The sequence below is a fragment of the Uruburuella suis genome (assembly GCF_004341385.1).
Classification (GTDB): domain Bacteria; phylum Pseudomonadota; class Gammaproteobacteria; order Burkholderiales; family Neisseriaceae; genus Neisseria; species Neisseria suis.
This window is the reverse complement of record NZ_SLXE01000029.1, coordinates 18,474-32,393: the sequence shown is the minus strand read 5'-3', so window position 1 is coordinate 32,393 and position 13,920 is coordinate 18,474. Positions and strand designations below refer to the sequence as shown.

The following is a 13,920-nucleotide window of genomic DNA, read 5'->3' as shown; positions in this document are numbered from 1 at the left end:
AACTACCGTCCGCAATTCTACTTCCGCACCACCGACGTAACCGGCGCGGTAACCTTGGAAGAGGGCGTAGAAATGGTAATGCCGGGTGAAAACGTAGCCATCACAGTAGAGCTGATTGCCCCGATCGCCATGGAAGAAGGCCTGCGTTTCGCGATTCGCGAAGGCGGCCGTACCGTAGGCGCCGGCGTGGTTTCTTCTGTAATCGCTTAATTTAAGGATAAAGATAATGGCAAACCAAAAAATCCGCATCCGTTTGAAAGCGTATGATTACAGCTTGATCGACCGCTCCGCACAGGAAATCGTTGAAACCGCCAAGCGCACCGGCGCCGTAGTAAAAGGCCCGATTCCGCTGCCGACCAAAATCGAGCGTTTCAATATCCTGCGTTCTCCGCATGTGAATAAAACTTCACGCGAACAGCTTGAAATCCGCACCCACTTGCGTCTGATGGACATCGTGGATTGGACCGACAAGACCACTGATGCGCTGATGAAGCTGGATCTGCCGGCCGGCGTGGATGTTGAAATTAAAGTACAATAATCCTCAGCTGGTTCAAAGCCCGGGCAATGATTTGCCCGGGCTTTTTATATTTGGCCCGAAAATAACCGAACGGCTGTCTGCATCTTTTCAGACGGCCTCTTTCTTTGTTTTAAGGTGGATGTGATTGTGCGGATTGAGTAACATACAAAGGCCGTCTGAAACCTTTCGGACGGCCTTTCTCATTTCGAATGACTGGGGTCAATGCTCATTGCGAGTCCGCAAGAAAGTGGCGAAACGCGGTGTGCCTTTTTGGGTGAATCCTCGGTATTTATAGGTGATGGTGCTGCCGATTGCGGGCGGATTGCTGCGCTCGCTGTCTTTGAAACCGCTGCCGATACGGAATTCGCCATGGCGGTTTTTGCAGCTGACTGCCCCAAGCTTGCCGGCGTATTTTCCTTTGCCGGGATGGTGATGGGTGACCACGCATTCATCATCGTGGGCGGATTTTAATTTGAGCAGATGGCTGCTGCGCCCGCTGCGATAAGGCAGGCTGGGGTTGCGCAGCATCACGCCCTCGCCGCCAGCAGATTCGATTTGTTTCAGAAAATCAAGGGCGTGGGCATTGTCTCTGGCAGGTGTTTGTTTGATGATGTGGATAGGTGCTTGTGGGTGTTGATCCAGCCAGCGCTGCAACACAGCCAAGCGCTGATAAAGATTGCCTTGTGCTTGCGGCACATCAAAAACGTGTAATTTGATGCCTTGCCAGTTGCCGGAGTGTTGGCGCACTGAGGCAGAGATCTGTTCGAATTGGTTGCGGCGGCTGTACAGCTCTCCATCCAGCGGAAAAGGCGGGAAATGGGCGGTATAACCGGAAGGCGGGGTGAAAGGATAGCCTTGGCGGCTGATTAATTGCTTACCATTCCAATAGGCGCGCACTCCGTCGAGTTTTTCACTCATTGCCCACCCGGTAACGTTTTGCCCTTTAAATTCTTGCGCCAGCAATAAATCGGGCGCGGCGGCAAGGGCGGGAGAGCACGAGATAAATAAAGCTGCAATTGTGGCAAATGTTTTCATAATATTCCCCGTTTTGTGTTTATAGTTTCTATAGATATTATTATAGGCCGTCTGAAAAATAAAGTATTAAATCCAATGAGAATAAACAACAAACGGATGGCGCGGAAGATTGCATATTAATTTGGGCGGCATACAAAGGCAGGATGCCGGACAGCAATGTCGCAAAAATGATGGCTGCAAAAGCTAAGGGCAAGATTTTTCTTGAAAAGCGATGGGTTTTTATAGTATAGTTCAGGGCTTGGCATTTCGTGCCAAGCGTTTATTTTGTCCAATGGTCGGCCAATCGTAGCTGACCCCTTTACTAAAAGGAAAATAATCATGACTTTAGGTCTGGTTGGGCGCAAAGTGGGTATGACCCGCGTGTTTAACGAACAAGGTGCATCTGTTCCGGTAACCGTGTTGGATATGTCTGCTAACCGCGTCACGCAAGTAAAATCCAAAGATACTGACGGCTATGTGGCCGTTCAAGTTACCTTTGGTCAGAAAAAAGCCAATCGTGTTTCTCAAACTGAAGCCGGCCACTTTGCAAAAGCAGGTGTGGAAGCCGGTCGCGGTTTGGTTGAGTTTGCTTTGACTGAAGAAAAATTGGGCGAGCTCAAGGCTGGTGATGAAATCACTGTTGCCATGTTTGAAGCCGGTCAATTGGTGGATGTAACCGGTACCTCCAAAGGTAAAGGTTTTTCAGGCACCATTAAGCGTCACAATTTCGGTTCGCAACGTGCTTCTCACGGTAACTCGCGTTCGCATCGCGTGCCCGGCTCTATCGGTCAGGCGCAAGATCCGGGTCGTGTGTTTCCGGGTAAGCGTATGGCCGGTCAGTATGGCAACACCAAGGCTACTGTTCAGTGCCTGGAGGTTGTGCGTGTAGATGCAGAGCGCCAATTGTTGTTGGTAAAAGGTGCTGTGCCCGGTTCCGTTAATAGCGACGTTGTAGTGCGTCCTAGCGTGAAAGTAGGTGCGTAATGGAATTGAAAGTTATTGATGCAAAAGGCCAAGTATCAGGCAGCTTGAATGCTTCTGATGCACTGTTTGCCCGTGAATACAATGAAGCGTTGGTGCACCAGCTGGTTACTGCCTTTTTGGCAAACGCCCGCTCAGGTAACCGTGCGCAGAAAACCCGTGCAGAAGTAAAACACTCTACCAAAAAGCCGTGGCGCCAAAAAGGCACCGGCCGCGCGCGTTCCGGTATGACTTCTTCTCCGATTTGGCGTAGCGGTGGCCGTGCTTTCCCGAATAAGCCGTCTGAAAACTTCACCCAAAAAGTGAACCGTAAGATGTATCGTGCCGGTATGGCTTCAATTCTGTCGCAATTGGTGCGTGATGAACGCTTGTTTGTGATTGATGAATTGTCTGCTGCAACGCCGAAAACCAAAGAATTCGCCGAGCAAGTGAAAAATTTGGGTTTGGAGCAAGTGTTGTTTATTACCAAGCAATTGGATGAAAACGTATACCTGTCTTCACGCAACCTGCCCAACGTTATGGTTTTGGAAGCACAGCAAGCTGATCCCTACAGCCTCTTGCGCTACAAAAAAGTCGTGATCACTAAAGATGCGGTTGCACAGTTAGAGGAGCAATGGGTATGAATCAACAACGCCTGATGCAAGTAATTTTGGCTCCTGTTGTTTCTGAAAAGAGCAACCTGTTGGCTGAAAAACGTAATCAAATGACATTCAAAGTGTTGCCCAATGCAACCAAGCAGGAAATCAAAGCTGCAGTTGAGTTGTTGTTTGATGTCGAAGTGGCTTCTGTGACCACCGTGATCACCAAAGGTAAAGTAAAACGCTTTGGTCGTACGATCGGTCGCCGCAGCGATGTGAAAAAAGCTTATGTGAGCCTGGCAGCCGGTCAACAGATCGACGTGGAAGCCATTGCTGCAGCCGCAGATAAGGAATAAGTACAATGGCTATCGTAAAAATGAAGCCTACCTCTGCTGGTCGTCGCGGCATGGTTCGCGTTGTAGCAGAAGGTTTGCATAAAGGTGCACCGTATGCACCGCTGGTTGAAAAGAAAAACACTACTGCCGGCCGCAACAACAACGGCCACATTACCACCCGTCATAAAGGCGGTGGTCACAAGCAGCATTACCGCGTAGTGGATTTCAAGCGCAACAAAGACGGCATTCCCGCTAAAGTCGAGCGTATCGAGTATGATCCGAACCGTACGGCGTTTATCGCACTGTTGTGCTATGCCGATGGCGAGCGTCGTTACATTATTGCGCCGCGCGGCATTCAAGCCGGTGCCGTGTTGGTGTCTGGTGCAGAAGCCGCAATTAAAGCAGGCAATGCCTTGCCGATTCGCAATATTCCGGTGGGTACAACCATTCACTGCATCGAGATGAAGCCGGGCAAAGGTGCGCAAATTGCGCGTTCAGCCGGTGCATCTGCTGTTTTGCTGGCCAAAGAAGGTATCTACGCTCAAGTGCGTTTGCGCTCAGGTGAGGTGCGTAAAATCCATGTGGATTGCCGCGCGACCATCGGTGAGGTGGGCAATGAAGAGCAGAGCCTGAAAAAAATCGGTAAAGCCGGTGCCAATCGTTGGCGCGGTATTCGCCCGACCGTACGCGGTGTGGTGATGAACCCGGTTGATCACCCCCATGGTGGTGGTGAAGGCCGTACCGGTGAAGCTCGTGAACCGGTTAGCCCGTGGGGCACACCTGCTAAAGGTTACCGTACCCGTAACAACAAACGCACGGACAATATGATTGTTCGCCGCCGTTACTCAAATAAAGGTTAATTGATATGGCTCGTTCATTGAAAAAAGGCCCATATGTAGACCTGCATTTGCTGAAAAAAGTAGATGCGGCTCGTGCAAGCAGCGATAAGCGCCCGATTAAAACTTGGTCGCGTCGTTCTACCATTCTGCCCGATTTTATCGGTTTGACCATCGCTGTACACAATGGCCGCACCCATGTGCCGGTATTTATCAGCGACAACATGGTTGGCCATAAATTAGGCGAGTTCTCATTGACCCGTACCTTTAAAGGCCACTTGGCCGATAAAAAGGCTAAAAAGAAATAAGGTGAATCATGAGAGTTAATGCACAACATAAAAACGCCCGCATCTCTGCACAAAAGGCTCGCCTGGTGGCAGATCTGATTCGCGGCAAAGACGTTGCCCAAGCCTTGAACATCTTGGCGTTCAGCCCCAAAAAAGGTGCTGAGTTGATTAAAAAAGTGCTGGAATCTGCTATTGCAAATGCAGAGCATAATGAAGGCGCCGATATCGACGAATTGAAAGTGGTCACCATTTTTGTGGATAAAGGCCCCAGCCTCAAACGCTTTCAAGCTCGTGCCAAAGGTCGCGGTAACCGCATTGAAAAACAAACTTGTCATATCAATGTGACAGTGGGTAACTAAGGAAAAGCTATGGGACAAAAGATTAACCCTACAGGCTTTCGCCTGGCGGTGACCAAAGACTGGTCTTCTAAATGGTTTGCCAAAAGCAACGAATTTTCTACTGTTTTGAAGCAAGACATTGATGTTCGCGACTACTTGCGCAAACGCCTGGCAAATGCCTCTGTTGGTCGTGTCGTGATTGAGCGTCCGGCCAAGTCTGCCCGCATTACCATTCATTCAGCCCGCCCGGGTGTGGTGATTGGTAAAAAAGGCGAAGACATCGAAGTGTTGAAACGCGATCTGCAAGCCTTGATGGGTGTGCCTGTGCATGTCAACATCGAAGAAATCCGCAAGCCTGAGCTGGATGCGCAAATCATTGCCGACGGTATTGCCCAGCAATTGGAAAAACGCGTTCAATTCCGTCGTGCTATGAAGCGTGCCATGCAAAACGCCATGCGTGTTGGTGCCAAAGGCATCAAAATCATGACTTCAGGCCGTCTGAATGGTGCGGACATTGCCCGCAGCGAATGGTATCGCGAAGGCCGTGTGCCCTTGCATACTCTGCGTGCAAATGTGGATTACGCAACCAGCGAAGCACACACCACCTATGGTGTGTTGGGTTTGAAAGTTTGGGTTTACACCGGTGAAGGCACCGATAAGGCTCAAGCCAAGCCTGAGCAAGAAAAGAGACAAAGAAAGGCAGGTGGTCGTCATGCTGCAGCCAACTAGAATGAAATACCGCAAGCAACATAAAGGCCGCAACACCGGCATTGCTACCCGCGGTAATAAAGTTAGTTTCGGCGAATTCGGCTTGAAAGCCGTAGGCCGTGGTCGTTTGACTGCCCGTCAAATCGAAGCTGCCCGTCGTACCATGACCCGTCATATTAAACGTGGCGGCCGTATTTGGATTCGCGTGTTCCCGGATAAACCGATTACTGAAAAACCGATTCAAGTGCGTATGGGTGGCGGTAAAGGCTCCGTTGAGTACTATGTTGCTGAAGTGAAACCCGGCAAAGTATTGTACGAAATGGACGGCGTGCCGGAAGCGTTGGCACGTGAAGCCTTCACTTTGGCTGCTGCCAAACTGCCGATTCCGACTGTGTTTGTTGTAAGACAGGTAGGTCAATAATGAAAGCAAATGAATTGAAAGACAAATCTGTTGAGCAATTGAATGCCGATTTGCTTGATTTGCTGAAAGCACAATTCGGCCTGCGTATGCAGCATGCAACCGGCCAATTGGCAAAAGCCAGTGAATTGAAAAAAGTACGCCGTGACATTGCTCGTATTAAAACCGTTTTAACTGAAAAAGGTGCCAAGTAATGAGCGAAGTGAAAAATGTTCGTACTTTGCAGGGCAAAGTGGTTAGCGATAAAATGGATAAAACCGTTACCGTGCTGGTTGAGCGTAAAGTGAAGCACCCGCTCTACGGTAAAATTATCCGCCGCTCGACCAAGATTCATGCTCATGACGAGCAAAATCAATACGGCGTTGGCGACATCGTGGTGATTGCAGAAACCCGCCCGTTGTCAAAAACCAAGTCTTGGGTAGTGCAAGAGCTGGTAGAGAAAGCGCGTACTGTTTAATTTTTACGACAGCTAACGCTTGAAAAAGAAACGAAGTCTTGCAGGAGCTAAAAAAAGCCTGTAAACTTCGTTTCTTATCTTTCAGCTTCTTTCTGAAAGTTCTTCCCTTCGGGGTCCAAGACTGGTTTACTGGAACCGTTAGCGGTTTCAGGCGGCATATGGCAGTAGATTTAAACGCCGTCTGAAAGTGGTAAATTAAGTTGGTTTATTTAAAGGTATTAACATGATTCAAATGCAGACCATCTTGGATGTGGCTGATAACTCTGGTGCGCGCCGTGTAATGTGCATCAAAGTTTTAGGCGGCTCCAAGCGTCGCTACGCTTCTGTTGGCGACATTATCAAAGTGGCGGTTAAAGATGCAGCGCCACGCGGCCGTGTAAAAAAGGGTGATGTATACAATGCAGTAGTTGTTCGCACTGCAAAAGGTGTGCGTCGTCCCGATGGTGCGCTGATTAAATTTGACAACAATGCAGCTGTATTGTTGAACAATAAATTGGAGCCCTTGGGTACCCGTATTTTTGGCCCGGTTACTCGTGAATTGCGCACTGAGCGCTTCATGAAAATCGTTTCATTAGCACCTGAAGTGTTGTAAGAGAGGTTGGCGATGAATAAGCTGATTAAAGGCGATCAAGTGATCGTAATTGCCGGTAAAGATAAAGGCAAACAGGGCCAGGTTGTTCGCGTATTGGGCGATAAAATCGTGGTGGAAGGTGTAAACGTTGCAAAACGTCACCAAAAACCAAATCCGATGCGTGGCGTTGAGGGCGGTATCGTTTTGAAAAACATGCCTCTGGCCATTTCAAACGTTGCCATCTTCAATCCGGAAACTAAAAAAGCCGATCGTGTAGGCATCAAGTTGGTAGAGGGCGAAGGCAAAGTAAAACGCGTTCGTGTCTTTAAATCCAGCGGTGCGGTTATCGGTGCGTAAGGAGTTGAAATAACATGGCACGTTTAAGAGAGTTTTACAACAGCACTGTGGTTCCTGAGCTGATGAAGCAGTTTAACTACAAATCAGTTATGGAAGTGCCCCGTATCGAAAAAATCACTTTGAATATGGGCGTGGGCGAAGCGGTTGCTGATAAAAAAGTAATGGAACATGCTGTTGCCGATTTGGAAAAAATTGCGGGTCAAAAACCTGTGGTAACTGTTGCGCGCAAATCCATTGCCGGTTTTAAAATCCGTGATAACTATCCGGTGGGCTGCAAGGTAACTTTGCGTCGCGATCAAATGTTTGAATTCCTGGATCGTCTGGTAACCGTGGCTTTGCCGCGTGTACGCGACTTTCGTGGTGTAAGCGGCAAGTCTTTCGATGGTCGTGGTAACTACAATATGGGTGTGCGCGAGCAAATCATTTTCCCGGAAATCGAATACGATAAAATCGATGCGCTGCGTGGTTTGAACATTACTGTGACCACTACTGCAAAAACCGACGAAGAAGCCAAAGCTTTGCTGTCGCTGTTTAAGTTTCCGTTTAAAGGATAATCATGGCTAAGAAAGCACTTATTAATCGCGAATTGAAGCGTGCTGCATTGGCAAAAAAATATGCCGCCAAACGTGAGGCAATTTTTGCAGTAATCAATGACACCAGCGTTTCTGACGAAGATCGTTTCGAGGCTCGCCTGAAATTCCAGGCCATTCCCCGCAATGCATCTCCGGTTCGCCAGCGCCGCCGTTGCGCTTTAACCGGTCGTCCCCGTGGCACTTTCCGCAAATTCGGTTTGGGTCGTACCAAAATCCGTGAAATCGCCATGCGTGGTGAAATCCCGGGTGTGATTAAAGCCAGCTGGTAATAGGAGTAGAATATATGAGTATGCATGATCCTATTTCCGATATGTTGACCCGTATCCGCAATGCGCAACGCGCAAGCAAGGTTGCGGTAGCGATGCCTTCTTCAAAACTGAAATGTGCAATTGCCAATGTTTTGAAAGAAGAAGGCTATATCGAAGACTTCGCGGTTTCTGCTGATGCAAAACCGGTATTGGAAATTCAATTGAAATACTACGCAGGTCGCCCTGTGATTGAGCAAATTAAGCGCGTATCCCGTCCGGGCTTGCGTGTTTACAAAGGCTCTAATGATATTCCCGCCGTAATGAACGGTTTGGGTGTGGCTATCGTTAGTACTTCAAAAGGCGTAATGACTGATCGCAAAGCCCGCGCAGCCGGCATTGGTGGTGAGTTGTTGTGCGTGGTTGCCTGATAGGGAGAGTTTAGATGTCTCGCGTAGCGAAAAATCCAGTAACTGTTCCTGCTGGCGTAGAAGTAAAATTCGGAACGGATAAATTGACAGTTAAGGGTAAAAATGGCGAGTTGTCATTTCCGCTGACTGACGATGTAGCTGTTGAGCTGAATGACGGTCAAATCACTTTTGCTGCCACTAATGACAGCAAGCATTCAGGTGCAATGTCCGGCACTGTCCGTGCACTGGTTGCCAATATGGTTAAAGGTGTGTCTGAGGGTTTTGAAAGAAAACTTCAGTTGATCGGCGTGGGCTATCGCGCCCAAGCTCAGGGCAAAACATTGAATTTGTCTTTAGGTTTTTCTCATCCCATCGTTTACGAAATGCCGGAAGGTATTACAGTGCAAACGCCGTCTCAAACCGAGATCGTGTTGACCGGTGCCGACAAGCAGGTTGTTGGTCAGGTTGCTGCCGAAATCCGCAATTTCCGTCCGCCGGAGCCTTATAAAGGTAAAGGTGTTCGCTATGTTGGCGAAGTTGTGGTGATGAAAGAAGCTAAGAAGAAATAATTGAGGCTCACTAATGAATAAACATGCAACAAGACTGCGCCGCGCACGCAAAACCCGTGCCCGTATTGCAGATTTGAAAATGGTGAGATTGTGTGTTTTCCGCACAAACAGCCATATTTATGCCCAAGTGATCAGTGCTGAGGGTGGTGAAGTATTGGCGCAAGCCTCTACTTTGGAAGCCGAAGTGCGTGATGGCTTGAAATCAGGCGGCAACATCGAAGCAGCTGCTTTGGTAGGCAAGCGTATTGCTGAAAAAGCCAAGGCTGCCGGCGTGGAAAAAGTCGCATTTGATCGCTCAGGCTTTCAATATCACGGTCGTGTAAAAGCTTTGGCTGAAGCCGCACGTGAAAACGGTTTGAGCTTCTAATAAAGATTTTGGAGACCTGAGATGGCAAAACATGAAATTGAAGAACGCGGTGACGGCCTGGTAGAGAAAATGGTTGCCGTAAACCGTGTAACCAAGGTGGTTAAGGGGGGCCGTATTATGGCATTCTCGGCCTTGACCGTGGTAGGTGATGGCGATGGCCGCATCGGCATGGGCAAGGGCAAATCAAAAGAAGTGCCGGTTGCTGTGCAAAAAGCAATGGATCAAGCCCGTCGTAATATGATTAAAGTACCGTTGAAAAACGGCACCATCCATCATGAAGTGATTGGTCGCCATGGTGCAACCCGTGTGTTTATGCAGCCTGCCAAAGAAGGTAGCGGCGTAAAGGCCGGCGGCCCGATGCGTTTGGTTTTTGATGCAATGGGCGTACACAATATTTCTGCCAAAGTGCACGGTTCAACCAACCCTTACAATATTGTTCGCGCAACATTGGACGGTTTGGCCAAGCTCTACACACCGGCGGATATTGCTGCCAAGCGCGGCTTAACCGTAGAACAAATTTTGGGATCTGATCATGAGTGAACAAAAAAAGATTAAAGTGACTTTGGTAAAAAGCCTGATTGGCACCATTGAGTCACATCGTGCTTGTGCTCGCGGTTTGGGTTTGCGTCGTCGTGAACACACCGTTGAAGTATTAGATACCCCCGAAAATCGTGGCATGATTAATAAAATCAGCTACCTTTTGAAAGTGGAGTCGTAATATGTTTTTGAATACTATTCAACCTGCTGAAGGTGCAACTCACGCTAAACGCCGCGTGGGTCGCGGCATCGGTAGCGGTTTGGGCAAAACGGGCGGTCGTGGCCATAAAGGCCAAAAAAGCCGTTCCGGTGGTTTCCACAAAGTCGGTTTTGAAGGCGGCCAAATGCCGTTGCAACGCCGCTTGCCCAAACGTGGTTTCAAATCATTGACTGCGGCCACTAATGCTGAAGTACGCTTGAGCGAACTGGCTTTGGTTGCTGTGGATGAAATCGATGTTTTGACTTTGAAACAAGCTGGTTTGGTTGCTGCGAATGCGCTGAATGTTAAGGTGATTGCTTCCGGTGAGGTTGGCCGTGCGGTTACCCTGAAGGGTATCAAAGCAACCAAAGGCGCCAAAGCTGCTATTGAAGCTGCTGGCGGTAAAGTAGAAGAATAAGGTCTGGACGACAAACGTGGCAAATCGACAATCTTCATCAGGACTTTCTAAGTTTGGTGATTTAAAAAACCGGTTATTGTTTTTATTGGGTGCATTGGTGGTATTTCGGATAGGTGCCCATATTCCGGTACCGGGTGTGGATGCTGCCGCGTTGGCTAAACTTTATGAAAGCGCAAGTGGTGGCATGCTGGGCATGTTAAACATGTTTTCCGGCGGGTCACTCGAGCGCTTTAGTATTTTTGCCATCGGCATCATGCCCTATATTTCGGCGTCCATTATCGTTCAGCTGGCTTCTGAAATCATGCCCTCGTTGAAGGCATTGAAAAAAGAGGGCGAGGCTGGGCGACGTGTGATTACCAAATATACGCGTTACGGTACGGTTTTGTTGGCACTGCTGCAAAGCTTTGGCGTAGCTACTTTTGTTTACCAACAAAATATCGTGGTAGCGTCTCAGCTTGAATTTTATGTATCCACTGTGGTGTGTTTGGTTACTGGCACAATGTTTTTGATGTGGCTGGGTGAGCAAATGACTGAGCGGGGGATTGGGAACGGTATTTCGCTGATCATTACTGCTGGTATCGCGGCCGGTATTCCTGCCGGTATTTCGCGTTTGTTGACATTAACCAGCCAAGGCTCGATGAGCATGTTGATGGCTGTGGCTATTGTTATCGGTGCGTTGCTGCTGATTTATGTGGTGGTGTATTTTGAGAGTGCCCAGCGCAAGATTCCTGTGCATTATGCCAAACGCCAAGTGGGAAACCGGTTGGTTCAAGGCCAGTCTACCCATATGCCGTTCAAGCTGAATATGGCCGGTGTGATTCCGCCTATTTTTGCTTCTAGCATCATTTTGTTTCCGTCCACCTTGTTGAGCTGGTTCGGTTCGACCAATACCGATAATTGGTTTTATAAGGCGGCAGCTTTGTTGCAGCATGGCCAGCCGGTGTATATTTTGCTGTTTGCCGCAACCATTATTTTCTTCTGCTATTTTTACACAGCATTGGTTTTCAGTCCGCGTGAAATGGCTGAGAATTTGAAGAAAAGCGGTGCATTTGTGCCGGGTATCCGACCGGGTGAGCAGACATCAAGATATTTGGAAAAAGTGGTATTGCGCCTGACCTTTTTTGGTGCACTTTATATCACCATAATTTGTTTGATCCCTGAGTTTTTGACAACAGCTTTGAATGTTCCGTTTTACTTGGGTGGTACCTCATTGCTGATTTTGGTAGTAGTAACCATGGATTTCAGTACGCAGATTGCTTCTTACAGAATGACACAGCAGTATGAACATTTGATGAAGCGTTCTGATATGAAATCACTATCCCGTAAGTAATATACTATGGCTAAAGAAGATACCATACAAATGCAGGGCGAGATTTTAGAAACCTTGCCCAATGCGACATTTAAGGTAAAGCTTGAAAATGATCATGTGGTTTTGGGTCATATCTCCGGCAAAATGCGAATGCACTATATCCGTATTTCGCCGGGCGATAAGGTGACAGTAGAGCTGACGCCTTACGATTTGACCCGTGCGCGTATCGTATTCCGGGCGCGCTAATTTTAAAGAAAGGAAGAAGAATGCGTGTACAACCTTCTGTAAAGAAAATTTGCCGTAACTGCAAGATTATCCGTCGTAATCGCGTGGTACGTGTGATTTGTACTGACCCCCGTCACAAGCAACGTCAAGGTTGATTTACATCAGCTCGGGTTTTGTGTTATAGTGACAGACTTTTTGCCCTAAAGGAAAAAATATGGCTCGTATTGCAGGGGTGAATATCCCTAATAACGCCCATATCGTAATCGGTTTGCAAGCCATTTACGGTATTGGCGCTACTCGTGCTAAATTGATTTGCGAAGCTGCCGGCATTGTGCCGAGCACCAAGGTAAAAGATTTGGATGAGTCCCAATTGGAATCTTTGCGTGAACAAGTTGCCAAATATGAAGTAGAAGGCGATCTGCGTCGTGAAGTGACCATGAGTATCAAACGTTTGATGGATATGGGCTGCTATCGCGGCTTCCGCCATCGTCGCGGCCTGCCTTGCCGCGGTCAGCGCACTCGTACCAATGCGCGCACCCGTAAAGGCCCGCGTAAAGCGATTGCCGGTAAAAAATAATTTTTAAGGATTTGATTAATGGCTAAAGCAAACACAGCCTCGCGTGTACGCAAAAAAGTACGTAAAACCGTGAGTGAAGGTATTGTGCATGTACATGCATCTTTTAATAATACCATCATTACTATTACCGACCGTCAAGGCAATGCATTATCTTGGGCTACCTCTGGTGGTGCGGGTTTTAAAGGTTCACGTAAAAGTACACCGTTTGCAGCTCAGGTAGCTGCAGAAGCCGCTGGTAAAGTTGCCCAAGAGTATGGCGTGAAAAATCTGGAAGTTCGCATTAAAGGCCCGGGTCCCGGTCGTGAATCTTCTGTTCGTGCGCTCAACGCTCTTGGTTTCAAGATTACCAGCATTACCGACGTTACCCCGTTGCCTCATAACGGTTGCCGTCCGCCTAAAAAACGTCGTATTTAATATTGGAGTGATTGAGAAATGGCACGTTATATCGGCCCGAAATGTAAATTAGCTCGCCGTGAAGGCACCGATTTGTTTCTGAAAAGCGCACGCCGCTCTTTAGAATCCAAATGTAAACTCGACTCTGCTCCGGGTCAGCATGGCGCCCGTAAGCCGCGTTTGTCGGATTATGGTTTGCAATTGCGTGAAAAACAAAAAATCCGCCGCATTTACGGCGTTTTGGAACGTCAATTCCGCCGTTATTTTGCAGAGGCTTCACGCCGTAAAGGTTCTACCGGCGAATTGCTGTTGCAATTGCTGGAGTCGCGTTTGGATAATGTTGTATACCGTATGGGTTATGGCTCTACCCGTGCCGAAGCCCGTCAATTGGTATCGCACAAAGCCATTACCGTTAACGGTCAAATTGTCAATATCCCGTCTTTCCAAGTGAAGGCCGGTGATGTGGTGGCTGTTCGCGAAAAAGCGAAAAAGCAAGTCCGTATTCAGGAAGCCTTGGGTTTGGCCGCGCAAATCGGCATGCCTTCTTGGGTGGCTGTGGATGCAACCAAAATGGAAGGTGTATTTAAAAATATGCCGGATCGCTCAGAATTGACTGGCGATATTAATGAACAGCTGGTGGTAGAGTTCTACTCTAAATAATGCTGGTTAAGTGAGGGACAG

At 48.3% G+C, this 13,920-nt stretch carries 29 protein-coding genes; 28 read left to right on the top strand and 1 reads right to left on the bottom strand.

Features of this window, described 5'->3' with window-relative positions; genetic code table 11:
- Together EV680_RS09845 and rpsJ are read left to right on the top strand one after the other, a co-directional pair.
- The coding region (locus tag EV680_RS09845; RefSeq protein WP_481557204.1) for an EF-Tu C-terminal domain-related protein at positions 1-210 on the top strand (210 nt) is incomplete at its 5' end.
- Positions 211-226: 16 nt separating this feature from the next.
- Entirely contained in the window at positions 227-538 is a 312-nt protein-coding gene (rpsJ, locus tag EV680_RS09840) for a 30S ribosomal protein S10 (RefSeq protein ID WP_002642322.1), read from the top strand.
- Positions 539-736: 198 nt separating this feature from the next.
- Here rpsJ and EV680_RS09835 read toward each other — a convergent pair whose 3' ends face one another.
- Positions 737-1,552 (bottom strand): DNA ligase, encoded by an 816-nt coding sequence (locus tag EV680_RS09835; RefSeq protein WP_132954566.1) that lies wholly within the window; start codon positions 1,550-1,552, stop codon positions 737-739.
- Positions 1,553-1,870: 318 nt separating this feature from the next.
- Between EV680_RS09835 and rplC the strand changes: the two genes are divergently transcribed.
- The 26 genes from rplC (at position 1,871) to rpsD (ending at position 13,899) form a co-directional block, all read left to right on the top strand.
- Positions 1,871-2,515, top strand: a complete 645-nt coding sequence (gene rplC / locus EV680_RS09830; RefSeq protein WP_132954565.1) for a 50S ribosomal protein L3 — start codon at positions 1,871-1,873, stop codon at positions 2,513-2,515.
- Complete coding sequence (gene rplD, locus EV680_RS09825) at positions 2,515-3,135, top strand: 50S ribosomal protein L4 (RefSeq protein WP_132954564.1); 621 nt, start codon at positions 2,515-2,517, stop codon at positions 3,133-3,135. Before rplC ends, rplD begins: the two co-directional genes overlap by 1 nt.
- Positions 3,132-3,446 (top strand): 50S ribosomal protein L23, encoded by a 315-nt coding sequence (gene rplW, locus EV680_RS09820; RefSeq protein ID WP_207894333.1) that lies wholly within the window; start codon positions 3,132-3,134, stop codon positions 3,444-3,446. Before rplD ends, rplW begins: the two co-directional genes overlap by 4 nt.
- A gap of 5 nt (positions 3,447-3,451) precedes the next feature.
- Positions 3,452-4,285, top strand: a complete 834-nt coding sequence (gene rplB / locus EV680_RS09815; RefSeq protein WP_132954562.1) for a 50S ribosomal protein L2 — start codon at positions 3,452-3,454, stop codon at positions 4,283-4,285.
- Between the two features lie 5 nt (positions 4,286-4,290).
- On the top strand, positions 4,291-4,569 hold the full coding sequence (rpsS, locus tag EV680_RS09810; RefSeq protein WP_132954561.1) for a 30S ribosomal protein S19: 279 nt from the start codon (positions 4,291-4,293) through the stop codon (positions 4,567-4,569).
- Between the two features lie 8 nt (positions 4,570-4,577).
- Entirely contained in the window at positions 4,578-4,907 is a 330-nt protein-coding gene (gene rplV / locus EV680_RS09805) for a 50S ribosomal protein L22 (protein ID WP_132954560.1), read from the top strand.
- 9 nt (positions 4,908-4,916) lie between these two features.
- Positions 4,917-5,615 carry a 30S ribosomal protein S3 gene (rpsC, locus tag EV680_RS09800; protein WP_132954559.1) on the top strand — a complete coding sequence of 233 codons (699 nt, stop codon included), beginning with the start codon at positions 4,917-4,919 and terminating at the stop codon, positions 5,613-5,615.
- Positions 5,599-6,015 (top strand): 50S ribosomal protein L16, encoded by a 417-nt coding sequence (gene rplP / locus EV680_RS09795; protein ID WP_132954558.1) that lies wholly within the window; start codon positions 5,599-5,601, stop codon positions 6,013-6,015. Before rpsC ends, rplP begins: the two co-directional genes overlap by 17 nt.
- On the top strand, positions 6,015-6,206 hold the full coding sequence (gene rpmC / locus EV680_RS09790) for a 50S ribosomal protein L29 (protein ID WP_132954557.1): 192 nt from the start codon (positions 6,015-6,017) through the stop codon (positions 6,204-6,206). The genes rplP and rpmC overlap by 1 nt, the downstream gene beginning before the upstream one ends.
- Entirely contained in the window at positions 6,206-6,469 is a 264-nt protein-coding gene (gene rpsQ, locus EV680_RS09785; protein ID WP_132954556.1) for a 30S ribosomal protein S17, read from the top strand. Before rpmC ends, rpsQ begins: the two co-directional genes overlap by 1 nt.
- Positions 6,470-6,692: 223 nt before the next feature.
- Positions 6,693-7,061 carry a 50S ribosomal protein L14 gene (rplN, locus tag EV680_RS09780; protein WP_002215434.1) on the top strand — a complete coding sequence of 123 codons (369 nt, stop codon included), beginning with the start codon at positions 6,693-6,695 and terminating at the stop codon, positions 7,059-7,061.
- Positions 7,062-7,073: 12 nt separating this feature from the next.
- Positions 7,074-7,397, top strand: a complete 324-nt coding sequence (rplX, locus tag EV680_RS09775; protein ID WP_132954555.1) for a 50S ribosomal protein L24 — start codon at positions 7,074-7,076, stop codon at positions 7,395-7,397.
- 14 nt (positions 7,398-7,411) lie between these two features.
- Positions 7,412-7,951 carry a 50S ribosomal protein L5 gene (gene rplE / locus EV680_RS09770; RefSeq protein ID WP_132954554.1) on the top strand — a complete coding sequence of 180 codons (540 nt, stop codon included), beginning with the start codon at positions 7,412-7,414 and terminating at the stop codon, positions 7,949-7,951.
- A 2-nt stretch (positions 7,952-7,953) separates the two neighbouring features.
- Positions 7,954-8,259 carry a 30S ribosomal protein S14 gene (gene rpsN, locus EV680_RS09765; RefSeq protein WP_132954553.1) on the top strand — a complete coding sequence of 102 codons (306 nt, stop codon included), beginning with the start codon at positions 7,954-7,956 and terminating at the stop codon, positions 8,257-8,259.
- Between the two features lie 14 nt (positions 8,260-8,273).
- Complete coding sequence (rpsH, locus tag EV680_RS09760; RefSeq protein WP_132954552.1) at positions 8,274-8,666, top strand: 30S ribosomal protein S8; 393 nt, start codon at positions 8,274-8,276, stop codon at positions 8,664-8,666.
- A 14-nt stretch (positions 8,667-8,680) separates the two neighbouring features.
- Entirely contained in the window at positions 8,681-9,214 is a 534-nt protein-coding gene (gene rplF / locus EV680_RS09755) for a 50S ribosomal protein L6 (protein ID WP_132954551.1), read from the top strand.
- A 13-nt stretch (positions 9,215-9,227) separates the two neighbouring features.
- A complete protein-coding gene (gene rplR / locus EV680_RS09750; RefSeq protein WP_132954550.1) occupies positions 9,228-9,581 on the top strand; it encodes a 50S ribosomal protein L18 in 354 nt (117 codons plus the stop codon).
- A 21-nt stretch (positions 9,582-9,602) separates the two neighbouring features.
- Complete coding sequence (rpsE, locus tag EV680_RS09745) at positions 9,603-10,121, top strand: 30S ribosomal protein S5 (RefSeq protein ID WP_132954549.1); 519 nt, start codon at positions 9,603-9,605, stop codon at positions 10,119-10,121.
- The gene (gene rpmD, locus EV680_RS09740; protein WP_132954548.1) at positions 10,114-10,299 is read left to right on the top strand and encodes a 50S ribosomal protein L30; all 186 of its coding nucleotides are present in this window, start codon (positions 10,114-10,116) and stop codon (positions 10,297-10,299) included. The genes rpsE and rpmD overlap by 8 nt, the downstream gene beginning before the upstream one ends.
- 1 nt (position 10,300) lies before the next feature.
- A complete protein-coding gene (gene rplO / locus EV680_RS09735) occupies positions 10,301-10,735 on the top strand; it encodes a 50S ribosomal protein L15 (RefSeq protein ID WP_132954547.1) in 435 nt (144 codons plus the stop codon).
- 16 nt (positions 10,736-10,751) lie between these two features.
- On the top strand, positions 10,752-12,065 hold the full coding sequence (gene secY, locus EV680_RS09730) for a preprotein translocase subunit SecY (protein ID WP_132954546.1): 1,314 nt from the start codon (positions 10,752-10,754) through the stop codon (positions 12,063-12,065).
- Positions 12,066-12,071: 6 nt separating this feature from the next.
- Positions 12,072-12,290 carry a translation initiation factor IF-1 gene (gene infA, locus EV680_RS09725; protein WP_003684714.1) on the top strand — a complete coding sequence of 73 codons (219 nt, stop codon included), beginning with the start codon at positions 12,072-12,074 and terminating at the stop codon, positions 12,288-12,290.
- A gap of 20 nt (positions 12,291-12,310) precedes the next feature.
- The gene (rpmJ, locus tag EV680_RS09720) at positions 12,311-12,424 is read left to right on the top strand and encodes a 50S ribosomal protein L36 (RefSeq protein ID WP_003697674.1); all 114 of its coding nucleotides are present in this window, start codon (positions 12,311-12,313) and stop codon (positions 12,422-12,424) included.
- 59 nt (positions 12,425-12,483) lie between these two features.
- A complete protein-coding gene (rpsM, locus tag EV680_RS09715) occupies positions 12,484-12,846 on the top strand; it encodes a 30S ribosomal protein S13 (protein ID WP_132954545.1) in 363 nt (120 codons plus the stop codon).
- A gap of 18 nt (positions 12,847-12,864) precedes the next feature.
- On the top strand, positions 12,865-13,260 hold the full coding sequence (rpsK, locus tag EV680_RS09710) for a 30S ribosomal protein S11 (protein ID WP_002216249.1): 396 nt from the start codon (positions 12,865-12,867) through the stop codon (positions 13,258-13,260).
- Positions 13,261-13,278: 18 nt separating this feature from the next.
- A complete protein-coding gene (gene rpsD, locus EV680_RS09705) occupies positions 13,279-13,899 on the top strand; it encodes a 30S ribosomal protein S4 (RefSeq protein WP_132954544.1) in 621 nt (206 codons plus the stop codon).
- The last annotated feature ends 21 nt before the right edge of the window (positions 13,900-13,920 follow it).